Source organism: Mesorhizobium sp. P2_C7 (assembly GCF_056404515.1).
On sequence record NZ_JBFUDW010000001.1, the window covers coordinates 53,641 to 77,779 of the forward strand.

Consider the following 24,139-nt stretch of genomic DNA (forward strand, 5'->3'; position numbering starts at 1 on the left):
TCCGTGCAGGTGTCCGCTACGAGCGAACCTCGCCTGCTGCCTGAGCGGAACGCTGCCCCCTTTCCTCCCGCGGCGCGTCAGTCTTCGCGCCGAAGATGATGAAGCTGATGACGGCGAGAGCAAGAACGCCGATCCCGCTATAGAGCATGACCCAGCCAAAACCGTTGACCAGGGCTGCGTGCGCGATAGCGCCGGATGGGTCGAGGGTCGCGAGCCTGGGCGAGTCCTGTGTCAGGCTGTCGAGGTTTCCGGTGGCGATCCTTTCCGCCAGCGCGCGCAATTCGCTCGGGTCGAATGCCCCGCCAAATGCGTTCCGCAGATAAGAAACGATCCCCTGCGTCAACAGCAGGCCCAGCACCGCGATGTTGATGGCGAGCGTGATCAGGCGTGCGCTGATATCGATTCCCGAGGCCATGCCGGCACGATCCGGCGATACCGACCCGGTCGTGGTGTTGGTGGTCGGTGAATTGGTCAGGCCGATGCCGATGCCTGCGATCAGCGTACCAGGCAGCATCGTCACCCAATTGGCTCCCTCGAGCCCGGACCCTATCCTCATGGCGATGAAGCCGATCCCCAATGTCAAAAGCCCGAGCGGGATCGCAATTCGCGCCTGATAGCGCGCGCGCAGGCGCTCGGCGGTTGAGGACATCAGCATCAGGGGAAGCGTGTAGACGAGCAGCAACAGGCCGGTCGTGGTGCTGTCATAGCCCAGAACGCCAGAAAAATAGATCGGCAGATAGATGATGAACGGCCAGTAGCTGAAATTCATGCCGATGCCGCCCATGATCGCGCCTGAAAACTGGCGGATGCGGAAGACGGAGAAGTCGAACATCGGATAGGGATTGACCCTTTCGGCAACAAGAAACCCGATGAAGGCCGCTATCGCCGCGACGATCACGCCGACACGGGCGCCGGACCCGAGATCGGCGCCTTGCGTGATCAGATAGGAAAAGCCGAACACCGCCAGCGAAAGCGTCAGGATGCCGGCCCGATCGAGCTTCTGGGCGTTGTGATCGCGTGATTCCGTGACACCGGCGACGATGAAGACCAGGGCAAGGATCGCCAGCGGCACGTGGATGAGGAACACCCATTGCCAGCTCGAGAATGCGACGATCAATCCACCAATGGCGGGACCGAAACCCAACCCGATGCCCGAGACCACGCTCCAGGCAACGAAGGCCTTGCCGCGTTCACCACCATCCTGAAACTGGTGCGACAGCACGGCCACGCTGCAGGTGAACATCGCTCCTCCTGCAAGCCCCTGCAAAAAACGCGCAATGATCAGGATTGGCGCGCTCGGTGCGAGGCCGCACAGCAGGGAGGCAAAGCCGAAGGCGATGGTGGTGGTCACCATCACCCGTTTGCGGCCAAACCGGTCCGCCAGTGTCCCCGTCGCCATCAGCACCGTGGTGCAGGCGATGGTGTAGGCATTCATAATCCACTGCAGATCCTTGAGATCGGCGGCGAGCACGCTTTCCAGTTTCGGCAGGATCACCGGTACGCTCGAGATTTCGAGGCCGAACAGCAGCGAGGCAAGACAAGCCCCCGCAAGCGCAACGGTGTTTCGGTCGATTTGAAACATATCAATCACTTTCCATCGGAGCATTCGCAGGTGAGCCAAGGGCGGGTGATTTTCAAAACTGCGATGGAGGTGACATAGACGAGGCTTGACCATGAAAAAAGACTATGCATTTCTATTTCAGAGATGACAAAAAGGAATGATCGAGATGGCAAGCCTTGATGTCGACGCTGTGCGGACCTTTGTCATGGTGGCCGATTTGCAGAGCTTCACCCGTGCGGCTGCCGCGCTCGGCAGCACCCAGGCGACGATCAGCGTCAAACTGCGCCGGCTCGAAGAAAAGCTCGGCGCGCGTCTGATCGAACGAACCCCGCGCCGCGTGCGGCTGTCGGCAAGGGGAGCGGTTTTCCTCCCGGCAGCCCGCGAATTCCTTGCCGCCCATGAACGCGCCATGGCGGAGTTTTCCGAGGCGCCGTGTCGCCTTGCTCTCGGCTTTGTCGACCACGTCGCGGGGCCCGAGCTCTCGATACTGATAGCCCAGCTTCATGCCCACGATCCGTCGCTTGCCCTCAACATCAGGATCGATACCAGCTCTTTGCTGCAGGAGGCTTTCGATAGGGGCGAACTCGATGCGGTGATCGTGCACCAGGAAGACGACAGTCGCCGGGGCGAAGCCTTGTCGCGCACCCATTATGGCTGGTTCGCGGCCCCTGCCTTCGAATGGCGGCCCGGAACGCCCTTGCGCCTCGCTCTTCTAAGCACCGTCTGCAACTGCCCGGACCGTCTGAGAGCGGTCGAGGCGCTGGATAGAGTAGGCATCGCCTGGAGCGAGGCTTTCGTCGGCGGCGGCGGCGCGGCTGTCAACATCGCGGTATCGGCCGGCTTCGTCGTTTGCGCCCTCGCCCAACGTGTCGCTCCCCCTGGCTTGATCGAGGTGGGTCGCAAGCTCGGCCTGCCGCCCATTCCCTCTTCCGATATCGTCTTGCATTCGCGCGCCTTGGCGCCGCGGGCGCGAGAAGCGCTGCACATGCTCGCCACCGCTTTTCGCGAGTATGATTTGCCAGCGGGATAGGCAAGGATGTTCCCGATCCCGATTCTGTTGATATGGATCGGGTTCCAGATTTCACGGGGATCGAAATGACCGAGATCACTATCCGCCCGCTTGCGCAGTCCGACCATGCCGACTGGCGGCGCCTGTGGACCGACTATCTGACCTTCTACGAAACCAAGCTGCCGGAAGAGGTCTACGCCGTCACCTGGAAGCGGTTGTTCACGGCAGGCGAGTTCGAGCCGAAGGGTTTCATCGCCACGCTCGACAGCAAGGCTGTCGGCCTCACCCACTATCTCTACCACCGCTCCTGCTGGGCGGAACAAAGCAACTGCTATCTGCAGGACCTGTTCGCCGATCCGGACGTGCGCGGCAAGGGCATTGGTGCTGAGCTGATCAAGGCGGTGAAGCTGGAAGCTGCAAAAATCGGTGTCAAGAATGTCTACTGGATGACGCACGAGACCAACGCCACCGCGCGCAAGCTCTACGACTATGTGGCGCGCCGGACCGGCTTCATCGAGTATGATCTGCTGTAGATAGACGATGTTCATCCCTTTCTTCCTCGAACTGAAGGCAGCGCGTGTTCCCGTCTCGCTAAGGGAGTATCTGTCGCTGCTGGAGGGGCTGGAAGCCGGGTTGGTCGACTACGACGTCGAGGGTTTCTACTATCTGGCCCGCACCGCGCTGGTGAAGGACGAACGCCACATCGACCGCTTCGACCAGGTGTTTGCCCATGTCTTCAAGGGCGTTGAGGCGCTGGGTGGGCCGGACGCTGTCGATGTCGCCAATATTCCCGAGGAATGGCTGCGCCGTCTCGCCGAAAAGCACCTGACCGACGAAGAGAAAAAACTGGTCGAGGCGCTCGGCGGTTTCGAAAAGCTGATGGAGACCTTGAAGCAGCGGCTGGAGGAGCAGAAAGGCCGCCACCAGGGCGGCTCGAAATGGATCGGCACCGGCGGCACCTCACCCTTCGGCGCCTATGGCTACAATCCCGAAGGCGTGCGCATCGGCCAGCACGAAAGCCGCAACCGCCGCGCCGTCAAAGTCTGGGACAAACGCGAGTTCAGGAACTTCGATGATGCCGTCGAACTCGGCACCCGCAACATCAAGATCGCGCTGAAGCGCCTGCGCCGCTGGGTGCGCGAGGGCGCCGAGGAGGAGTTCGACCTGCCGGGCACCATCCACGCCACCGCCGAGCATGGCTATCTCGACGTGCAGACGCGGCCCGAACGGCGCAACGCGGTGAAGCTCTTGATGTTCTTCGATGTCGGCGGCTCGATGGACGACCACGTCAAGAGCGTCGAAGAGCTGTTTTCGGCCGCCCGCGCCGAATTCCGCCAGCTCGAATATTTCTATTTTCACAACTGCCTCTATGAGAGTGTGTGGAAGGACAATCGCCGCAGGCATGCCGAGACGATCCCGACCTTCGACCTGATCCATAAATATGGGCCGGACTACAAGGTGATCGTCGTTGGCGACGCCTCGATGAGCCCTTACGAGATCGCCCTACCCGGCGGCTCGGTCGAACACTGGAACCCGGAGGCCGGGACCGTCTGGCTCGGCCGCCTGCTGCAGCAATGGCCAAACGCGGTATGGCTGAACCCCGAGAACGAGAAGAACTGGGGCTATACCCATTCGATTGCCATGATCCGCGACATCTTCGGCGGCCGCATGTTCCCGCTGACGCTGGCCGGGCTCGAAGGCGCGACCAGGCAGCTTTCAAGGAAGCATTGAACAGACAGGAAAAACGATGACCTGCTTTCTCTGCCTGCAATGCGGCGTCCAGTTCGCGGCAACGGAGGCACCGCCGAACCGCTGCCCGATCTGCGAGGACGAGCGGCAATATGTTCGCTGGGAAGGCCAGGCCTGGATCACACCGGAAGAGCTCGCTGACGGACACCGGGTCGTGGTCAAGGACGACGCCGGCGTTCTCGCCTTCGGCATCGAGCCGCGCTTCGCCATCGGCCAGCGCGCGTTGCTGGCGCAGACGCCGCACGGCAATGTGCTGTGGGACTGCATCTCGATGGTCAGCGACGAGGCGGTGGCCGAGATCAACCGCCGCGGCGGCCTGACAGCGATAGCCATCTCGCACTGCCACTATTATTCGGTGATGGTCGAGTGGAGCGAGGCTTTTGGCGGTGTGCCGATCTTTCTCCACGCCGATGACCGCCAATGGATCATGCGGCCGCACAAGGCGATCGTCAGTTGGGAGGGCGAGACGTTGCCTATCAACCCTTCGCTGACACTTGTCCGCTGCGGTGGCCACTTTGCCGGCGGCCAGTTGCTCCATTGGGAACGCGATGGCGGCAACGCCCTGCTGTCCGGCGACATATTGCAGGTAACGCCGACGCGCCGCCATGTCAGCTTCATGTACAGCTATCCCAACTATATCCCGCTCAACGCAGCCGCCGTGCGCCGCATCGCGAAGGCATTGGAGCCGTTCCAGTTCAACCACATCTACGGCGCATGGTGGAACCAGAATGTGATTGGGGACGCAAAAGCGGCATTCGATATATCGGTCGCACGCTATCTTGCAGCCATCGCGTGAAGGCACGATCGAAAATGCGGGCAAATCTCGTAACAAATGCCTATCTTGGTGCGAATATGAGGTTGCAATCAACAACGAGCCGGCAAGGCTGAGGAGATCAAATGGACACCCACACCTACCCCGTCACCCGCACCGACGCCGAATGGCGCGCCCGGCTGACGCCGGAGCAATATGCCGTCATGCGCGGCCACGGTACCGAGCGGCCGGGAAGCTGCGCCTTGCTCTACGAGAAGCGCGCCGGCACGTTTTCCTGCGTCGGCTGCGACCAGCCGCTGTTCGAATCAAAGCTGAAGTTCGAGAGCGGCACCGGCTGGCCGAGCTTCAACGACCCGGTGCCGGGCTCGGTCGAGAACACCGTCGACCGCAGCTACGGCATGGTCCGCACCGAATGCCATTGCGCCCGCTGCGGCAGCCATCTCGGCCATGTCTTCGAGGACGGCCCGCCGCCGACCGGCCTGCGCTATTGCATCAACGGCGTGGCGCTGAAATTCGAGCCGACGGCCTAACCCGATCGTCGGATGAATCGAAAGGGCGGCTGCGGCCGCCCTTTTTCATTGCGCGACAGGTGCCCCGTATCCGCACTGTCAGACCACGACCGACAGGATCAGCCACAATATGGCGCCGAGCGTCATCAGCGAGGCCTTGGCGCCGGTGGCCTTTTCCGTGGTTCGCCATACGGCAAAGGTCAGGAAGATGTTGTAGGGCACCGGCGCGAAATGAACCGCCAGAACCAGCGCGAGCGGCAGCTTCAGTCCGAGCAGGATGAGCGCGGCCACCGAAGATACGACATTGATCGCCGTGCCGACAAGGACGAGGTCGCGCCAGAACAGCCGATCGAGCGGCACCAGGCCTTGCCAGCGTGCGCGGAAGAAGCCCCGGCTGGCCTTGTCGTTCTCGTCTTCGGGGAGCTTTGAAACATTCATCGGCGCAACCCTCGCTTCGGCGTCGGCAGGAACGTCAAACGCAACAAACAGTCAACACCAGGCGACGATGGACATCGTGACCTGACCGGATGTCATCACACGGTCGCGAAACCTTTCTACGCCGCTTCTTTTCGATATACTTTTGCCAAGCGGCGACGTCCCGACGGAATTTGCCGCTCAATCATCCAGTCGCCTGCCAGGGAGGTCTTGAGATGAGCGACAATTTCTACAATGTGCTGTTTCTCTGCAACGCCAATTCGGCACGATCCATCATGGGGGGAAGCCATCCTCAACCGGATCGGCGCCGGCAGGTTCAGAGCCTTTTCCGCCGGCTCTCAACCGAAGGGCACGGTCAATCCCTACGCACTTCAACTGCTCGAAACCCTCAGCTTCGACACCGGCTTCGCCCGCTCGAAAAGCTGGGACGAATTCGCCGCGCCCGACGCACCGGAAATGAACTTCGTCTTCACCGTCTGCGACAGCACCGCGAACGAAGCCTGTCCCATATGGCCCGGCCATCCGATGACGGCACTTTGGGCGATACCGGACCCGGCCAAGGCCCACGGCACCGACGCCGAGATGCACCTCGCCTTCGCCGATGCCTTTCGCATGCTCAGCAATCGCATCTCGCTGTTCGTCAATCTGCCGGTGGGCACGCTCGACCATATGACCCTGCAGCACCATCTGGACGAGATCGGCCGCGATACGGCGAAGGCGAGCTGATCGCAAAAGCCCCGTCTCGCTCATCGGTCGGCGGACGCGAGCTCACGCTCCGACTTCGTCCGCCAGAACCTCGGTGACCGCGCGCTCGATGCGCGAGGCCTCCGTCACCAACCAGTCGGCCATCGCAGGCCAGTTGTCCTCGGCAAAGCAATTCACCCGCCACATCGAATTGATGCCGAGCCCCTGGCAACTCTGTTCGGGCCTGAGCTTCAACTTGCCTTCGATCGCCGGCTGGAACGGCTTCAACCGCGCCCACGCTCCCGTGGCACCGAACTTCTCGTTGCGCCCAAAGAAGACGCCGACATGGTTCTGCGCCGGCGCGACATACATGGAAAGGACCAATGCGAAGTCGGGCAGCCCGCGCTGCCAGAACCAGGGTCCGCGCCTCGCCAACAGAGCCTTTTCCTCCGGATGCCGTTCCTCGAACAGCGTCCAGAAACCGCGCTGGCGGAATTCAGAGGCGCGGCGGGCGCCGAAGTCGAATTCGCTCATGTTTCGAACCGTATCTCCGGCAACCGCATGGGGCGCCGGGCCGGTTAGTCTTACACCATGCCGAGCGCGGCCTTGTACAGGTCGAGGATGGTTTCCTCCTCCTGCCGCTCTGCCTGGTCCTTCTTGCGCAGCCGGATGATCGTACGCATCGCCTTGGTGTCGAAGCCGGTGCCCTTGGCTTCGGCGAACACTTCCTTGATGTCGTCGGAGATGGTCTTCTTCTCTTCCTCGAGCCGCTCGATGCGCTCGATGAAGGCACGCAGTTGGCCGGCGGCAACAGTCTGGCTGGTCTCGGTGATATCGTCGGCCATGTTTTCTCCACATCGTTTCTGCGCCGCGACTCGGGGAACTACGGCGGCAAATTTGAGCCGGTTCGATGCCTGACCGGCGGCGGCGGGTCAAGCTGTTATCGAACAAGCCACAGGGGCATGATCCCGAAAAGTGGGTACCGGTTTTCCCTGGAGTTCATGCCCCAACACAGAGATGGAGCCCCAACCCGATTCCATCGGGATGGAACACGCTCCAGGCTGCCGACAGAAGCCGACAGCCTGCCCGTTCTTTGCCAGCTCTCAATTGAAGGCGATCAGCAGATCCTTGGCATCGATCTGGTCTCCGGCCTTGACCAGCACCTCGGCGACCGTGCCGTCGCGCTCGGCGTGCAACGCCGTCTCCATCTTCATCGCCTCGATGGAAAGCAGCACGTCACCGGCCTTCACGGCCTGGCCAGCGGCAACCGAAAGCGCCGAGACGACGCCAGGCATCGGCGCGCCGACATGCGCCTCGTTGCCCGGCTCGGCCTTGCGGCGGGCTTTGGCGGCGGACGCACCATGCGCCCTGTCGGGCACCTTGACGCGGCGCGGCTGGCCGTTGAGCTCAAAGAACACAGTGACCATGCCCTTGTCGTCGACATCGCCGATGGCCAGACAGCGCACCACCAGCGTCTTGCCCTTCTCGATGTCGACGAAGATCTCGTCCTCTGGCTTCATGCCGTAGAAATAGGTCGGCGTCGGCAGGACGCTGACCGGGCCGTAGGTCTCCTGCGCGCCGGCGAAGTCGGAAAACACTTTCGGATACATCAGCCAAGAGGCGAATTCGAACTCCGAGAGCTTGCGCTCGAGCTTCTCCTCGATCTCCTTGCGGCTGGCCTTGAGATCGGCCGGCTTGAGCAGCGAGCCCGGCCGCACCGTGATCGGCTTGTCGCCCTTCAGCGCCTTCTTCTGCAGCGCTGCCGGCCAACCGCCGGGCGACTGGCCGAGATCGCCGCGCAGCATCGAGACGACCGAATCCGGAAAGGCGATATCCCTGGCCGGATTTTCGACATCGGCGACGGTCAGATCTTGGCTGACCATCATCAATGCCATGTCGCCGACGACCTTGGACGACGGTGTCACCTTGACGATGTCGCCGAACATCAGGTTGACGTCGTGGTAGGTCTGCGCCACCTCGTGCCAGCGTGTCTCGAGCCCGAGCGAGCGCGCCTGTTCCTTGAGATTGGTGAACTGGCCGCCCGGCATTTCATGCAGGTAGACTTCCGAGGCCGGTCCCTTGAGGTCGCTTTCGAAGGCGGCGTACTGGTTGCGCACAGCTTCCCAGTAGAACGAGATCTTGCGAATCCATTGCGGGTCGAGGCCGGGGTCGCGCTCGGTGCCCTTCAGCGCCTCGACGATCGAGCCAAGGCAAGGCTGCGATGTGTTCCCGGAGAAGGCATCCATCGCCGCGTCGATGGCGTCGACGCCGCTCTCCACCGCAGCCAGCACCGTCGCCGCCGACAGACCCGACGTGTCGTGGGTGTGGAAATGGATCGGCAGGTCGGTCGCGTCGCGTAGCGCCTTGAACAGCACGCGTGCGGCGGAAGGCTTCAACAGGCCGGCCATGTCCTTGACGGCGATGATGTGGGCGCCGGCAGCCTGCAATTCGCCGGCCAGGCCGACATAGTATTTGAGATCGTATTTGGCTCGCGCCGGGTCGAGTATGTCGCCGGTGTAACACATCGCCGCTTCAATCAGCTTGCCTTCGGCGCCGACCGCGTCCATGGCGACGCGCATGTTCTCGACCCAGTTCAGGCAGTCGAACACGCGGAACAAGTCGATGCCGCCGCTGGCCGCCTGCTTGACGAAATGCTGCACGACATTGTCGGGATAATTGGTGTAGCCGACGCCATTGGCGCCGCGCAGCAACATCTGCAGCAACAGATTGGGCGCTGCCTCGCGCACTAGCGACAGCCGCTCCCATGGATCTTCGGTGAGGAAGCGCATGGCGACGTCGAAGGTGGCGCCGCCCCAGCATTCGAGCGAAAGAAGCTGCGGCAGGGCGCGCGCATAGGTGCCGGCGATGCCGGCGATGTCATGCGTGCGCACACGGGTGGCCAGCAGCGACTGATGGCCGTCGCGCATCGTCGTGTCGGTAACCAGCACCTCCTTTTGCGCGCGCATCCAGGCGGCGAATTTCTCCGGGCCGAGCACGTCCAGCTTCTGCTTGCTGCCGCCCGGCACATTGCCGTTGAGGTAAGGCACGATGGGTGCGGCCGCGTCGGCCTTCGGCTGTGGCCGGCCCCGCGCCTCGGGATGACCGTTGACTGACACGTCGGCCAGATAGTTGATGAGCTTGGTGGCGCGGTCCTGGCGCTTCACCTGCTGGAACAGTTCCGGCGTCGTGTCGATGAACTTGGTCGTGTAGGAATTGTCGGCGAAGCTCGGGTGGTTGATGATCGCTTCGAGGAAGGTGAGGTTGGTAGCGACGCCGCGGATGCGGAACTCGCGCAGCGCCCGGTTCATGCGGGCGATGGTCTCGGCCGGCGTCGGCGCCCAGGCCGTCACCTTCTCCAGCAGCGGATCGTAGAAGCGGGTGATGACCGCGCCGGAATAGGCGGTGCCGCCGTCGAGGCGGATGCCGAAGCCGGTTGCTCCACGATAGGCGGTGATGCGACCGTAGTCGGGAATGAAATTGTGCTCGGGGTCTTCGGTGGTGATGCGGCACTGCAAGGCATGGCCGTTCAGCCGGATGTCCGTCTGCGCCGGCACGCCCGATTCCGGCGTGCCGATGGCGAAGCCGTCGAGGATGTGGATCTGCGCCTTGACGATGTCGATGCCGGTCACCTGCTCGGTGACGGTGTGCTCGACCTGGATGCGCGGATTGACCTCGATGAAATAGAACTTGGCGGTATCGGCATCCTGCAGGAACTCGACCGTGCCGGCACCTATATAGCTGGTCTCGCGCGCAATCTTCAGCGCGTAGCCGCAAAGCTCCTCGCGTTGCGACATTTCGAGATAGGGGGCCGGCGCCCGCTCGACGACCTTCTGGTTGCGGCGCTGGATCGAGCAGTCGCGCTCGAACAGGTGTACAGCATTGCCATGCGTGTCGCCCAGCACCTGCACCTCGACATGGCGGGCGCGCTCGATCAGCTTTTCGAGATAGACCTCGTCCTTGCCGAAGGCGGCTTTCGCCTCGCGCTTGCCTTCCATGACCTCGCGGGCAAGATCGGCCTCGGAGCGGATGGCGCGCATGCCGCGCCCGCCGCCGCCCCACGATGCCTTCAGCATCACCGGATAGCCAATCTCCTTGGCCAGTTTCTTGACCGCCTCAATGTCGTCCGGCAACGGATCGGTGGCGGGGATCACCGGCACGCCGACCTCGATCGCCAGATTGCGCGCGGCAACCTTGTTGCCAAGCCGGCGCATCGTGTCCGGCTTCGGGCCGATGAAGGTGATGCCGGCGACCGCGCAGGCTTCGGCGAATTCGGGACTTTCCGACAAAAGCCCGTAGCCGGGATGGATGGCATCGGCGCCTGAAAGCCTGGCGACGCGGATCACCTCCTCGATCGACAGGTAGCTTTCGATCGGTCCCATGTCGCGGGTCAGGTGCGGTCCGCGCCCGACCTGGTAGCTCTCGTCGGCCTTGAAGCGATGCAGCGAGTACTTGTCCTCCTCGGCCCAGATCGCCACGGTTTTGAGGCCAAGTTCGTTGGCCGCGCGAAAGACGCGAATGGCGATTTCGGATCGGTTGGCGACGAGGATCTTCGTAATGGCCAAGGACGAACTCCGGACAGTGTCGGGGACGAAACTGGCGTCATGATTAGCGCGAAAATGCTGCAGTGCAAACAAAATTGACGCTGAATTAAATCGATTGAAACGGAATCTTTGCGCCAAAGTCGGTCGCATTCGGTCGAACGCGCAAGAAAGCCCCGGCGCGGCCATTCAAGGCCTGATCTTTTTCCGGCTAAACGCCGGCTTTATCGGCTTGCCGGATCGCCCGGAAGGAGCGGGGCTCAAACGAAAAATGCCCGGCGCAAAGCGCCGGGCATTCCGTAGAGATCAAGGCCGACAGGCTTACATCTTCTGGATGTAGGTGTACTTGCCGTCGTCGCCCTTCTTCCATTCGTACATGACGTAGCCGGGCAACGTCGGGTCGCCCTTGGCGTCATAGGACAGGTCGCCCAGCACGGTCTTGAACGGGCCATTCGCATGCAGCGCCTTAGCAACTTCCTGCGGGTCGTTCGACTTGGCGGCTGCCGCCGCTTCCGAAAGCGCCTGCACTGCAGCGTATGCGTAGAGCGTGTAGGCTTCCGGCTCGAAGCCCTGCGCACGGAACTTCTCGACGAGTTCCTTGTTCGCGGGGATCAGGCGCGGATCCGGGCCGAACGTGTTGAGCGTGCCCGCAACCGCGTCGCCCGCGATCGAAGCCAGTTCGTTCGACACGATGCCGTCACCGGAGACCAGCGTCGCCTTGAGGCCCTGGTCGGCCGCCTGGCGGATGATCAGGCCGGCTTCAGTGTGCAGGCCGCCCCAATAGATGATGGAGACGCCGGCTTCCTTCATCTTGGCGATCAGCGCCGAGAAGTCCTTGTCGCCGACATTGATGCCTTCATACATGACTTCCGTCACGCCCTTGGCGTTCATCGCCTTCTTGGTTTCGTCGGCAAGGCCCTGACCGTAGGTGGTCTTGTCGTGCACGACGGCGATCTTGGCGTCCTTGAAGTTCGCGGCGAGATAAGCGCCGGCAATGCTACCCTGCTGGTCATCGCGTCCGCAGGTGCGGAACACGTTCCACAGGCCGCGCTCGGTGAACTGCGGGTTGGTTGCAGCCGGGGTGATCTCGACGATGTTGTTTTCCGCATAGACTTCGGATGCCGGGATCGAGACGCCCGAGTTGAAGTGGCCGACCACGAACTTGACGCCGTCGCCGACGAACTTGTTGGCGACCGAGATGCCCTGCTTCGGATCGGAGACGTCGTCGCCAACCTCGAGCTTGATCTGCTCGCCATTGATGCCGCCCTTGGCATTGATGTCGGCGACAGCCGCTTCCGCACCCTTCTGAAGCTGTGCGCCGAAGGCTGCGTTCGGACCGGTGATCGGACCGGCAACGCCGATCAGTACATCAGCCCACGCGCTGCCGCCGAACGCGACGAGCGCGGTCAGGGCGACGGCGGACAAAAGTGATTTTTTCATTTAAACGCTCCCATTTACGGAGTGGGCGTGGATGAAGCTTTCATGCGATGCCCACCCTTATCGCAGAAAGCATAGTTTGCCGATTTTCAGGCACTTGTCACGCCGATTCATCCCCGAAGCGGCGTTAATGATGAACCTCAGCCTTTCGGCTTCCAGCTCAAGATTGAAGCTCTTTCGTAGAGCCAATTATACTGCGTCACCATCTGGTTTGTTCGTGTGTATTGATAGCCGACGAAGCCAAGGATCATCAGCACGATGGTGTCGACGATATAGTAGTGCAGCGAGAACATCGTGCCGCCGAACAGCGCGTGATGGATAAAGCGGATGCCGATGCCGAGGCCCAGCATATAGACGAACAGATGGATGAAGCTGCGCCATGTCTGGGCACTGGCCTTGCCCGTCATCCAGGCCGCCCAGCCGCCGAGCAGGCAGGTGACGAAGAAGAACTGCCAGATCGACGGCTCCTCGTAAAGAATGCCCTGCATGGTGAAGTCTCCCTAGCATGACCCCGAAAAGTTGCAGACTTTTCGGACAAGGATCATGCGACAAACAAACAACTTGGAGCGGAATATTGGATGCACACGTTCCGCTCCAAACTCAGTGGTGTCCGCCTTCGAGATAGGCAGCGCGCACTTCCGGATTGGCGAGCAGTTCCTTGCCGGTGCCGCTCATCGTCACATTGCCGTTGACCATGACGTAGCCGCGCGTGGCGAGCTTGAGCGCGCCGAAGGCATTCTGCTCGACAAGGAACACGGTCAGCCCCTGGGTGCGGTTCAATTCACGGATGGCGTCGAAGATCTGCTTGACGATCAGCGGCGCCAGACCCAGCGACGGTTCGTCGAGCAACAACAGCTTCGGCCGCGCCATCAGCGCACGTCCGATCGACAGCATCTGCTGCTCGCCGCCCGACAGCGTGCCGCCGCGCTGGGCGATGCGCTCCTTGAGCCGTGGGAACAGCGTGAACACCTTCTCGACGTCCTCGTCATAGTGCTTGAGGTTGTCGAGGCTGGCGCCCATTTGCAGGTTTTCCATCACCGTCATGCGCGGGAAGATGCGCCGGCCTTCGGGCGATTGGGCGATGCGCATGCGCGCGATTTCGTGCGTCGGCATCTGGGTGATGTCGGTGCCGGCAAAGGTGATGGTGCCGGCCCGCGCACGAGGCGCGCCGAAGATGGTCATCATCAGCGTCGACTTGCCGGCGCCGTTGGCGCCGATCAGCGCCACGATCTCACCCTGGTTGACGGTGACATCGACACCGTTCAGCGCCCGGATGTTACCGTAGTAGGTCTGCACGCCCTTGATATCGAGCAGCGTTGTCCCGGCCATCACTTGCCCCCTCCGCGCTTGCCCGCCACAGGCTTGGCAGCCGCAGTCTTTCCAGAAGCCGCGCTTGCGGTCTTCCCAGAAGCCGCACTTGCCGTCTTTCCAGAAGAATGGCTGGTCGCCACCTTGCCCGCGTCGACGCGGCGCGAGAATTCCGTGTCCTTGCCCTGGCCGAGCAGCTTGGCCTGCTTGACCCATTCCTCACGCGCGATGCGACCATCGAAGGCAAGATAGGCTTCGGCGGCCTCGACGTCGGCCTTCTTCCAGGCGCCGATCTGGTCGAAGTGGAAGATGCCGTGCTCGTTGAGCTTCTTCTCGTTGACCGTGCCGATGCCCTTGATGCGGGTCAGATTGTCGGCCTTGCCGCCGCGCGGTGCCGCCAGCCGGTTGGAGATTTCCCCAACCTTGGCCGCAGGAGCCTTCGCCGTTGGAGCCTTGGCTGCCGGCTTTGCCGGTGCGGGCGCCGCGGTCGACTTCACTGCCGCCCCAGTTGCCGCCTTTGACGCTGATTTCGGAGCAGGCTTTGCCTTTGCCGCTGGAGCGGGCTTCGCCGCCGGTACAGCAGCCAGCGAGGCCCCCTTGTTTGCCGCTGCGATCGATCTTGCGTCGACCTGCGCCGCCTTGGAGGCGCCCTTCGACACGGTGACCCGCTCGCCCTCGCTATGGCCGACCGTGTCGGTAACCGGCCCGGCGAGATACGAGGACGATGTCCCCGGACCGTGCGCGGCATCAGGCCCCGTATCGAGCTGTTCGATGACGTCTTCGTCGCCGACTTCGGTGAGGACCGCCTCGACTTCCTCGTCGTCGACGCCGAGATAGGCGGCGATGACACGCGGATCGGTACGCACCGATTGCGGATTGCCGTCAGAGATCTTGCGGCCATATTCCAACACCACGACGTGGTCGGATATCTGCATGACCACCGACATGTCATGCTCGATCAAAAGGATCGACGTGCCTGATGTGTTCTTGATGTCTATCAGCAGTTCGTTGAGCGACGCCGATTCCTTCGGATTGAGGCCGGCCGCCGGCTCGTCCAGGCACAGAAGCTCGGGACCCGTGCACATGGCGCGGGCGATCTCGAGGCGCCGCTGCGCACCGTATGGCAGGTCGCCGGCCGGATCGTCGGCGCGGTCGACGAGATCGGCCTTCTCCAGCCAGTGCCTAGCAAGCTCGACCGATTCGGCCGAGGCCTTGCGATAGCCGCTGAAGCCGAACAGGCCAAGCACCGTATAGCCCGAGGCCTTCATCAGCTTGTTGTGCTGGGCAACCAAAAGGTTCTCCAGCAGCGTCATGCCCGAGAACAGGCGGATGTTCTGGAACGTGCGCGCCACCTTGGCGCGCGCCGGGATCTCGTGGTTGGGCAGACGTTCGAGCAAATAGCTCGAGCCGTCGTTACGGTTGAGCGTGATCATGCCTTCCGACGGCTTGTAGAAGCCGGTGATGCAGTTGAACACGGTGGTCTTGCCGGCACCGTTGGGTCCGATCAGCGCGGTGATCTCGCCACGCTTGGCGGTGAAGGACAGGTCGCCGATGGCGACCAGGCCGCCGAACTTCATCGACAGGTGCTCGACCTGCAGGATGGCCTCGTTCATGGGTGTGCTCGCATTCATCAGCCGTGGCCCTCCTTGGTGAAGGAACTGGAGACAGCCCTTCGCTCCTTGAGGAAGGCGGTCGGTTCGCGACTGCCGACGAAGCCGCGCGGCTTCCACAGCATGACGATGACCATGGCCATGCCGAACAGAAGCATGCGGTAGAGTTCGGGGGTGAAGTCCGGCCCGAAGATCTGCTTGAGGAAGTCGAGTTCGCGCAGCGCCTCGGTGCCGCCGATCATTACCATTGCGGCAACCGCTATGCCGACCAGCGAACCCATGCCGCCGAGCACGACGATGGCCAGGATGATGGCCGATTCCAGGAAGACGAAGGATTCCGGGCTGACGAAGCCTTGCCGCGCGGCAAAGAACGAGCCGGCGAAGCCGCCGAACATGGCGCCGGTGGCAAAGGCCGTAAGCTTGGTCGTCGTCGTGTTGATGCCCAGGGACCGGCAGGCGATCTCGTCCTCGCGCAGCGCTTCCCAGGCACGGCCGACCGGTAGGCGGCGCAGCCTGATGGTGACGAAGGCGGTGAGCAGGCACAGGCCGAGGATCAGATAATAAAGGAAGATCTTATAGTAGGCACCTGACTGAGCGATGTGCAGCACCTTGGCTATGTAGTTCGAATCCGACACGTTGAAGGACATCAGGCCGAAGAAGCTGACCTTGGGAATGCCGGAAATGCCGGCCGACCCGTTGGTGACCTCACGCCAGTTGATCAGCACCAGGCGGATGATCTCGCCGAAGGCCAGCGTCACGATAGCCAGATAGTCGCCACGCAGGCGCAGCACCGGGAAACCGAGCAGCACGCCCCAGAGGGCGGCCATGGCGCCAGCGGCTGGCAGCAGGATCCAGAACGACAGGCCGTATTCGGTGGCGAGCAGCGCATACGCATAGGCGCCAAGTGCATAAAAGGCGACGTAACCGAGGTCGAGCAGGCCGGCGAGGCCGACAACGATGTTCAGGCCCCAGGCCAGCATCACATAGATCAGGATCTGGATGCCGAAATTATCGACCCATTTCAGCGAGCCCTGCAGCCCTCCGACAATCGACCACGCGTTCAGCGACAAAACCGTGACCACGAGGATCGGGTACAGCACAAGCGCGGCAATGCCGAGCTTGGTGAAGTTGGCGTGGATGAAGGCCCTGAAATAGTAGATCACGCTGGCCAGCACATAGATGATCGCCAGGGCGCGCAGGAATTGCAGATAGCCGGCCGGTTCTGCTCCGACCCATCCGGCGAGCGAGTTGTTAAAAACGAACAGCAACACCGCCGCGATGACGGCCGCGATGAACCACGGCACCTGGAAGAAGCGCGACGCCACGCTGCCCGGCAACAGGCCGGTGGCGACGTCGGCGATCTTCTGGTTGGCCATGAAGGGCTGGCCATAGGCGACATAGAGGAAGCGTCCGACAGCCGTGGCGACCACCACGCCGGCAAGCAAGCCCCAGCGCGTGGTGACGACCAGTTCATTGGAGATGTTCTGGCCGGTCTTCAGGCCAATGAACAGCACGAACAGGCCGAGCGAAATGGCGCCGGCATAGAAGCCTTCCTTAAGGCCGCGTTGGACAGGGCTGGCGACGACGTCGCTTTCCGGAGATACGGTAACCGCCATGATCTCAGACCTTTTCGACTTCTGGCCGGCCCAGAATGCCGGAAGGCAGGAAGATCAGCACGATCGCCAGGATCGAGAACGCCGCGACATCCTTGTAGTCGATCGAGAAATACGCCGACCACATGCTTTCGATGAAGCCGATCATCAGCCCGCCGAGCACCGCGCCCGGCAGCGAACCGATGCCGCCCAGCACCGCCGCCGTGAACGCTTTGACACCCGGCGTGAAGCCGTCCGAGAAGGCAATGACGCCGTAGTACATCAGGAACAAGGTGCCAGCGACTGCGGCGAGCGCCGCACCCATGATGAAGGTGATCGAGATCGTGCGGTCGACGTCGATGCCGAGCAGTGCGGCCATCTTGCGGTCCTGCTCGCACGCTCTTTGCGCTCGACCCAGCGATGTCCTGTTGACCAGGTACCAGAACAGCGCCAGGAGCGCCGCCGTGACGAGCACGATGATGATCTGCTTCAGCGACACGCTGATGCCGTTGATGTTGTAGACCTGGCTGACCATCGGCGGGATCGGCTTGTTGCGCGGTCCTTGCGTCACCTGGACGAAGTTCGACAGCGCGATCGACATGCCGATCGCGGTGATCAGCGGCGCCAGCCGGAACGAACCGCGCAGCGGCCGGTAGGCCACCTTCTCGATCGTCCAGTTGTAGAGGCTGGTGAGCAGCATCGCCACGATCATCATGACCAGCAGCGCGATGACGACGGGCACCGAATAGAACAGTGCACCGAGGACGAGGAAGACGATCAGCGCCGTGAAGGCGCCCACCATGAAGATGTCGCCATGGGCGAAGTTGATCATGCCGATGATGCCGTAGACCATCGTGTAGCCGATCGCGATCAGCCCATAGATCGATCCCAGCGTCAGCCCGTTGATAAGCTGCTGGACAAAGTACTGCATGTGTACGTGGCTCCCCTGGAATGTCGCCCATGCAGACGCATTCCTTTTCGTATTTCCCCTAGTCGTAAAGTTTCGAGCCCGGATTGCAACGTCATTTTTCAACCGTCATGCGTGTTTTGCCGGCACGCCGTTCGATTGCCCGTTTTTCCCATCCGGCCCCTTGGACTATCGCGGACCCTACCATTGGCATAACGCAATGTCTTTGACGATTCGACCACATCATGCGCCCCATTTCGAAGAAATCACCGTCAAAACTAGGTGATGAGAGGAATCGTTGCGTTCCTGACACGATCCGTTTTTCGTTCCGTTGCTTTCCCCTGGGTCAGGATTCCCCTTAGCTGACCACAAAACTATGCGCGAACCGGATCGTGGTCGTCGATGAAGCTGGTGTTCATCCGGTCATCGGCGACCGGCCGCCGATCAAGGCAACGATGGCGCCTCGGGACTCAGTAGGCGGATCCGCCGCTCTCGCTCAGGACATGCCGCTCGGTGCCATCAAGCGGAGGATTGAAGACGCTGACCAGGATCATGTCGCCGGCGGCATCGGCACGCAGATAATGATCGTCATGTTCATCGAGCACATAGATCGTGCCTGGCTCGATACGATGCACTCCACCGGACATGTCTTCGACCTCGCCGGCGCCGGCGATGCAGTAGCAGGCCTCGAAATGCCGTCGATAGTGGAGGCGCGATTCGCTGCCTGCACGCACAACGGTGTGGCAGACGGTGAACCCCATGCCGTCCTTTTGTGTCAGCAGGCGGTGCTGGTGCCATTGCCCCAATCCACGAAGAAGTCAGATTTTTCTACATCAGCCAATTGTCTGGTGAACATGATCGTTTTCCCTGCATATCGTCAAAAGCGCGGAATCTTCGGTTGCATCTGGGCTTGCCCCGAAGTCCGATTGCAGAAATGCCGCAAGGTATGCGCGTCTTCAAATGATTGCTTCTCACCCGATATGTTAGTAAATTTTACATACTACATCCCGCTGAACGCCGTCCGTGCTTTCGAGGCCGCTGCGCGTCATCTCAGTTTCTCCGCTGCCGCAGAGGAGCTGCACGTCACTCACCCGGCCATCAGTCACCAGATAAGGCGACTGGAGGAGTGGTTGGGCGTGCCGCTCTTCCATCGCGATGCGCGCAAGGTACGGCTGACGGATGCCGGGGTTATCCTGCAGGCCTCGGCGAGCGGGGCACTTGCCGAACTCGGCGCCACATGCCGGCGTATCAGGCGCAATGCGGCCGTGGCGACCGTATCGGTAGGCTGCATACCTTCCATTGCCAGCCGTTGGCTCGTGCCCCGCCTGCCTGACTTCACCGCCAGCCATCCCGATATCGGCATGCGGGTGGCCTATGCCCGGGCCGAGGAAAGGCTCGGCGATGGCGAGAACGACGTGCTGATCATGCTTGGGGCTGATTCCACTCCCGGCGTCACCAGCCTCAAGCTGTTTTCACGCCTGAACCGACCGGTGTGCAGCCCCTATTACTTCGCCGGCAAGGACCATCTGCGAACGGCCGCGGGAATAGCGGGCGCGGACCTGCTGCATGACGAGACCCGTCACGGCTGGCGCGAGTGGTTCTCCGAGGCCGGGCTGCCCAATGTCGACATTGGCAACGGACCCGTCTTCGCCGACTTCAACATTCTGGCAACGGCGGTCATCGCCGGCCACGGCGTGGCGCTTTGTCCCGTGGACGTTTTTCGGGACGAACTGAAGCGGGGCGATCTGATTGTTCTGTCACAGCTCGCAACCAACCGCGACAAGGGCTACTTCCTGACGATGTCGGTGGATGCCTCGCCCGCCGCGTTTACCTTCGCCGATTGGTTTCGCCGGGAGGTTTCGGTCGATGCCGAAGCGGATCGGCCTTAGGTCCTGCATGTCGTTCGCCTAAGCCGGCGCCCCCTTTTGGCGACATGCAAATCCTGTCGATATCACTTGACAACGAAGCCATGCGCGAACGGATCGCGGTCGTCGATGAAGATGGTGTTCAAGCCGGTCATCCGCGCCCAGCCGCCGATCGAGGGAATGATGGCCGGTTTGCCGGCAACAGTGACGTCCTTTTCGACCTTGCCCTTGAACAGCGAGCCGATGATCGATTCATGGACGAAGCTGTCGCCGGCCTTGAGTTTGCCCTTGGCATGAAGCTGCGCCATGCGCGCCGAGGTGCCGGTGCCGCACGGTGAGCGATCGATCGCCTTGTCGCCATAGAAGACGGCATTGCGGGCGTCCGCGCCCTCCACGGTCGGCTTGCCGGTCCACAGCATGTGCGACAGCCGGTCGATGCCCGGGTTCTCCGGATGCACGAAGGAATATTTTTCGTTGAGCCGCTGCCGCACCACCGGGCTCCAGGCGATGAAGTCGCCGGCGGAATAGTCTGCCATGTCGCGATAGTTCTTCTGTGGCTCGACGATGGCGTAGAAATTGCCGCCATAGGCGACATCGACGGTGATTTCGCCGAGCTGCGGACACTCGACCGTCAAGCCCTCGGCATGGAGGAAGGACGGCACGTTGGTGATGCGCACCTCCTCGACATAGTCGCCGACCTGTTTGTACTCGGCGATGACCAGGCCGGCCGGCGTGTCGAGCCTCAGCACGCCAGGCGTCTTCGGCTTGATCAGCCCGTGCTCGATCGCCATCGTCACCGTGCCGATGGTGCCATGGCCGCACATCGGCAGGCAGCCCGAGGTTTCGATGAACAGGATGGCGATATCGCAATCCTCGCGCGTCGGCGGATAGAGGATCGAGCCGGACATCACGTCATGACCGCGCGGTTCGAACATCAGCCCGGTGCGGATCCAGTCATACTCGGCAAGGAAGTGCGCGCGCCGCTCCATCATCGTCGACCCCTGCAGCAGCGGGCCGCCGCCGGCGACCAGCCGCACCGGATTGCCGCAGGTGTGGCCGTCTATGCAGAAGAAGGATTTCTTGGCCATGACGCTCCTCGAAAAATCAAAACCCGAAAAAATCAGAATCGTTGTGGACTGAAGGGGCCCAGATCGATCGGCGGAGTCTGCCCCAGGACGAGATCGCGGATCAACCGTCCGGTGGCTGCCGCCTGGGTCAGGCCGAGATGGCCATGGCCGAAGGCATAGACCACCGGCCGGTTTCCCGACACGCGACCAATGACGGGCACCGAATCCGGCAGCGAGGGACGGAACCCCATCCATTCGCGCCCGCCGGTCGGATCGAGCCCCGGCAGGAAGTTTTGCGCCTTCTGCAGCAGCGCCTTCGATCGCGCATAGTTGGGCGGCCGCTCGATGCCGCCGAGTTCGACCGCGCCGCCGACGCGCAGGCCGGTTTCGAGCGGCGTGATGACGAAGCCGTGGCCGGAGAAGATCAGCTGCCGCTTCACGTCGAAGGCAGCCTTCGGCAGCGTGGTGTTGTAACCGCGCTCGGTCTCCAGCGGAATGCGATCGCCGAATTGCCTCGCCAGCAGATGCGACCAGGCGCCGGCGGCGACCACAAGATGTCGGGCTCGCCTGGTCGTTCCGTCGGCCAGCGTCAATGTCGCGCCATCCTCATCCGCCCCGACGCGCTCGATCCGGGCCATTTCAAAGCGCGCGCCCCTGGTCTGCGCGTAGGCCCATACCGCCTTGCCGAGCAGTTTTGGATCGGCGACCGTCTTCCATCCCGGCACGAACGTGCCCTTGACGAAGCGTGGCGAAAGCCCAGGCTGCAGGGCTGCAAGTTCATCGCCCTCGACATGGCGAAAACCAATGTCGAAGCGCTCCCGCGCGGCCCAGCCGGACAGCGAGGCGCGGAACTCGGCCTCGCTCTCGTAGAGTTCGAGCGAGCCGTCCTCGCGAAGCATGCCGCGCGTGCCGGAGCGATCGAGCAAACCCATCCATTCGGCTTCGGCAAGCTTCATCATGCCCGCCTGGGCGGCGAGGCTCGCTTCATATTTTGCCGGTGTGCCGGCACGCCAAAAGCGGAACAGCCAGGGCAGAAGCTTCGGCAGATAGGCGGGCGGGATGCTGAGCGGGCCGAGTGGGTCGGCCAGCCATTTCGGCAGCTGCCGGATCATGCCCTTGTGCGCCATCGGCAGCACGTCGGAAAAGGCAAAAGCAGCGGCGTTGCCGGAACTCGTTTCCTCGCAAATGCCGGTGCGATCGAAGACGGTGACCTTGCGCCCCGCCTCGGCAAGACAGGCGGCGGCGCAGATGCCGATGATGCCGCCACCGATGATGGCTATGTCTTCCCCTTGTCCTCGTTCACGGGGAGAAGATGCCCGAAGGGCGGAGGGGCGGCGCCCCTCTTCTGTCGACTTCGAACTTCCGTGCACGTAGGCGCTGCCTCTCTTCTGGCTGCCGCCATCTTCTCCTCATGAAGGGGAGAAGAAAGCTTTAGAACCGCGGCAGTGTCGGCCGAACCGCCAGCGCGTCCTTGACGATCTTTTCGACTGCTTTGCGGCGCTCGCCCGACAGCGGCTGGCGCGGCATGCGCACGCGGTCATTGGTTTGAATGGCGAACACTTCGGCAAGCTTGATGTTCTGCACCAGATAGGTCGAGACGTCGAGATCGAGCAGCGGCCGGAACCAGCGGTAGATGGCGAGCGCCTCTTCGCGTCGGCCCTGCTTCATCAGCTGGTAGATGGCGACAGTCTCGCGMGGAAACGCGGTGACCAGTCCGGCGACCCAGCCGATGGCGCCGACCGACAGCGCCTCGAAAGCGAGATTGTCGACGCCGGTGAACAGGTCGTAGCGAGTGCCCAAGCGATTGATGATCTCGGTCGAGCGGCGGATGTCGTCGGAGGATTCCTTGATGGCGACGAAGCGCTTGTCCGATGCCAGCTCTTCCATCTGGTCGACAGTGACGTCGACGCGGTAGGCGAGCCGGTTGGAGTAGATCATGACCGGCAAGTCGCCAGCCTCCGCGACAGCGCGCAGCGCCGCGACCGTCTCCTCCGCATTGGTGTGATAGATCGGGCTCGGCACCACCATCAGGCCGTTGGCGCCTTCCTTGGCGGCGCGGCGCGCAATGCTGGCCGCCTCGCGGGTGCCGGCCTCATTGACTGTCAGCAGCACCGGCTTCTTGCCGGCGACCTTCTGCGCGGTCTTCAGCACCTCGATCTTCTCGTCAGGCGACAGCATCGGGCCTTCGCCGAGCGATCCGCAGACGATGATGCCGTCGCAGCCGGCCTCCATCTGCAGGCCAAAGCAGCGCTCCATCTCGGCATGGTCGAGACGATCGTCGGCAGTGAATTTGGTCGTGACGGCGGGGAAAACTCCGGTCCACATGGTCATGTCTCCATCTGATATATCAGCCGTATATCTGCTAGAAAACCATCTGTCAATGCGGAATCTCTTATGATATATCCTGGATATATCAGGAGATCGCCTTTGATATCCATTGACTCAAGCACTGCATTCGAGCCGGCGGCGGCCAAGGCCTACCGTGTGCTCGAGCACATGATCGTCACGCTCGAACTGGCGCCGGCGAGCTTCGTCACCGAGGGCGCCTTGATCGAAAGGCTGGCGCTTGGCCGCACACCGGTGCGCGAGGCAATCCAGCGGCTGGCCTGGGAAGGGCTGCTCGACGTGCGGCCGCGCGCCGGCATCGCAATCGCTCCGCTGCATCCCGGCGACTGGCTGCGCGTGCTCGATGCACGCCGCGGGGTCGAGGTGGTGCTGGCCCGGTCGGCCGCCCGCTTCGTCACCCGCGAAGCCGCCGACATGTTTCACGAAGCAGCCCTGGCCATGCAGAAGGCGGTGATCTCGGGCAACGTGCTTGCCTTCATCCAGGCCGACAAGGCGCTTGACGAAGCGCTGGCGCTGGCCGCCGACAATCCTTTCGCCGCCCGCCTGGCGGCTCCCTTGCAAACCCACAGCCGCCGTTTCTGGTTCCGCTACAAGGCCGACACCGGGCTTGCTGAATCGGCCGAGCATCATGTCGCGCTGATCCGCTCGATCCTCGACGGCGACGAGGAAGCCGCGGCCAAGGATGCCAAGCGGCTGATAACCCTGCTGCGCGGCCACGCCGAGGTGGCCGCTACCCGCCGCTGATCGGGC

21 protein-coding genes and 2 pseudogenes are annotated in these 24,139 nt (G+C 62.4%); 8 read left to right on the forward strand and 15 right to left on the reverse strand.

From position 1 onward, the window contains the following. Window positions 1-16: 16 nt before the first annotated feature. A complete protein-coding gene (locus tag AC1D2G_RS00290) occupies window positions 17-1,582 on the reverse strand; it encodes an MFS transporter (RefSeq protein ID WP_477411502.1) in 1,566 nt (521 codons plus the stop codon). Window positions 1,583-1,727: 145 nt separating this feature from the next. On the opposite strand from AC1D2G_RS00290, the gene AC1D2G_RS00295 reads away from it, so the two are divergent. The 5 genes from AC1D2G_RS00295 (at window position 1,728) to msrB (ending at window position 5,621) form a co-directional block, all read left to right on the forward strand. Continuing rightward, window positions 1,728-2,591, forward strand: coding sequence for a LysR family transcriptional regulator (locus AC1D2G_RS00295; protein ID WP_477411503.1), 864 nt, complete (start codon window positions 1,728-1,730; stop codon window positions 2,589-2,591). 65 nt (window positions 2,592-2,656) lie between these two features. Then, window positions 2,657-3,103, forward strand: coding sequence for an N-acetyltransferase family protein (locus tag AC1D2G_RS00300; RefSeq protein WP_477411504.1), 447 nt, complete (start codon window positions 2,657-2,659; stop codon window positions 3,101-3,103). Window positions 3,104-3,110: 7 nt separating this feature from the next. Then, the gene (locus AC1D2G_RS00305; protein WP_477411505.1) at window positions 3,111-4,301 is read left to right on the forward strand and encodes a vWA domain-containing protein; all 1,191 of its coding nucleotides are present in this window, start codon (window positions 3,111-3,113) and stop codon (window positions 4,299-4,301) included. A 16-nt stretch (window positions 4,302-4,317) separates the two neighbouring features. Beyond that, on the forward strand, window positions 4,318-5,115 hold the full coding sequence (locus tag AC1D2G_RS00310; RefSeq protein ID WP_477411506.1) for an MBL fold metallo-hydrolase: 798 nt from the start codon (window positions 4,318-4,320) through the stop codon (window positions 5,113-5,115). A 101-nt stretch (window positions 5,116-5,216) separates the two neighbouring features. Next, window positions 5,217-5,621, forward strand: a complete 405-nt coding sequence (msrB, locus tag AC1D2G_RS00315) for a peptide-methionine (R)-S-oxide reductase MsrB (RefSeq protein WP_023688927.1) — start codon at window positions 5,217-5,219, stop codon at window positions 5,619-5,621. A 78-nt stretch (window positions 5,622-5,699) separates the two neighbouring features. Here msrB and AC1D2G_RS00320 read toward each other — a convergent pair whose 3' ends face one another. Continuing rightward, window positions 5,700-6,038 carry a hypothetical protein gene (locus AC1D2G_RS00320; RefSeq protein ID WP_477411507.1) on the reverse strand — a complete coding sequence of 113 codons (339 nt, stop codon included), beginning with the start codon at window positions 6,036-6,038 and terminating at the stop codon, window positions 5,700-5,702. A gap of 212 nt (window positions 6,039-6,250) precedes the next feature. Between AC1D2G_RS00320 and AC1D2G_RS00325 the strand changes: the two are divergent. Next, window positions 6,251-6,761, forward strand: a pseudogene (locus AC1D2G_RS00325) (arsenate reductase ArsC). A 42-nt stretch (window positions 6,762-6,803) separates the two neighbouring features. Here AC1D2G_RS00325 and AC1D2G_RS00330 read toward each other — a convergent pair. From AC1D2G_RS00330 to AC1D2G_RS00375, 10 genes and pseudogenes are all read right to left on the reverse strand, one after another. Beyond that, window positions 6,804-7,253 (reverse strand): hypothetical protein, encoded by a 450-nt coding sequence (locus AC1D2G_RS00330; RefSeq protein WP_095084218.1) that lies wholly within the window; start codon window positions 7,251-7,253, stop codon window positions 6,804-6,806. A gap of 50 nt (window positions 7,254-7,303) precedes the next feature. Next, a complete protein-coding gene (locus tag AC1D2G_RS00335; protein WP_027027312.1) occupies window positions 7,304-7,564 on the reverse strand; it encodes a DUF2312 domain-containing protein in 261 nt (86 codons plus the stop codon). Between the two features lie 258 nt (window positions 7,565-7,822). Then, window positions 7,823-11,281, reverse strand: coding sequence for a pyruvate carboxylase (gene pyc, locus AC1D2G_RS00340; RefSeq protein WP_477411508.1), 3,459 nt, complete (start codon window positions 11,279-11,281; stop codon window positions 7,823-7,825). A gap of 297 nt (window positions 11,282-11,578) precedes the next feature. After that, window positions 11,579-12,697, reverse strand: coding sequence for a branched-chain amino acid ABC transporter substrate-binding protein (locus tag AC1D2G_RS00345; RefSeq protein WP_095084216.1), 1,119 nt, complete (start codon window positions 12,695-12,697; stop codon window positions 11,579-11,581). A gap of 137 nt (window positions 12,698-12,834) precedes the next feature. Then, entirely contained in the window at window positions 12,835-13,182 is a 348-nt protein-coding gene (locus tag AC1D2G_RS00350) for a DUF6867 family protein (protein WP_095084215.1), read from the reverse strand. A gap of 112 nt (window positions 13,183-13,294) precedes the next feature. Beyond that, complete coding sequence (locus AC1D2G_RS00355; RefSeq protein WP_184872396.1) at window positions 13,295-14,023, reverse strand: ABC transporter ATP-binding protein; 729 nt, start codon at window positions 14,021-14,023, stop codon at window positions 13,295-13,297. Beyond that, the gene (locus AC1D2G_RS00360; protein ID WP_477411509.1) at window positions 14,023-15,633 is read right to left on the reverse strand and encodes an ATP-binding cassette domain-containing protein; all 1,611 of its coding nucleotides are present in this window, start codon (window positions 15,631-15,633) and stop codon (window positions 14,023-14,025) included. Before AC1D2G_RS00360 ends, AC1D2G_RS00355 begins: the two co-directional genes overlap by 1 nt. Then, on the reverse strand, window positions 15,633-17,228 hold the full coding sequence (gene livM, locus AC1D2G_RS00365) for a high-affinity branched-chain amino acid ABC transporter permease LivM (protein ID WP_457154768.1): 1,596 nt from the start codon (window positions 17,226-17,228) through the stop codon (window positions 15,633-15,635). The genes AC1D2G_RS00360 and livM overlap by 1 nt, the downstream gene beginning before the upstream one ends. A gap of 4 nt (window positions 17,229-17,232) precedes the next feature. Further along, window positions 17,233-18,135: a branched-chain amino acid ABC transporter permease gene (locus AC1D2G_RS00370; RefSeq protein WP_095084211.1), complete on the reverse strand. Its 903-nt coding sequence runs from the start codon at window positions 18,133-18,135 to the stop codon at window positions 17,233-17,235. Between the two features lie 446 nt (window positions 18,136-18,581). Continuing rightward, window positions 18,582-18,967 (reverse strand): annotated as a pseudogene (locus AC1D2G_RS00375) (ectoine synthase). 124 nt (window positions 18,968-19,091) lie between these two features. Between AC1D2G_RS00375 and AC1D2G_RS00380 the strand changes: the two are divergent. Next, window positions 19,092-20,000: a LysR family transcriptional regulator gene (locus tag AC1D2G_RS00380; RefSeq protein WP_477412402.1), complete on the forward strand. Its 909-nt coding sequence runs from the start codon at window positions 19,092-19,094 to the stop codon at window positions 19,998-20,000. Window positions 20,001-20,062: 62 nt separating this feature from the next. Here the strand turns inward: AC1D2G_RS00380 and AC1D2G_RS00385 are convergent, their stop codons facing one another. From AC1D2G_RS00385 to AC1D2G_RS00395, 3 genes are all read right to left on the reverse strand, one after another. Continuing rightward, window positions 20,063-21,064, reverse strand: coding sequence for a 4-hydroxyproline epimerase (locus AC1D2G_RS00385; protein WP_477411510.1), 1,002 nt, complete (start codon window positions 21,062-21,064; stop codon window positions 20,063-20,065). Between the two features lie 32 nt (window positions 21,065-21,096). Further along, the gene (locus AC1D2G_RS00390; protein ID WP_477411511.1) at window positions 21,097-22,413 is read right to left on the reverse strand and encodes an NAD(P)/FAD-dependent oxidoreductase; all 1,317 of its coding nucleotides are present in this window, start codon (window positions 22,411-22,413) and stop codon (window positions 21,097-21,099) included. A 61-nt stretch (window positions 22,414-22,474) separates the two neighbouring features. Then, window positions 22,475-23,368, reverse strand: coding sequence for a dihydrodipicolinate synthase family protein (locus tag AC1D2G_RS00395; RefSeq protein WP_095084431.1), 894 nt, complete (start codon window positions 23,366-23,368; stop codon window positions 22,475-22,477). 69 nt (window positions 23,369-23,437) lie between these two features. Here AC1D2G_RS00395 and AC1D2G_RS00400 point away from each other — a divergent pair, with 69 nt between their 5' ends. Then, window positions 23,438-24,133, forward strand: a complete 696-nt coding sequence (locus tag AC1D2G_RS00400) for a GntR family transcriptional regulator (RefSeq protein ID WP_477411512.1) — start codon at window positions 23,438-23,440, stop codon at window positions 24,131-24,133. Window positions 24,134-24,139: the final 6 nt, after the last annotated feature.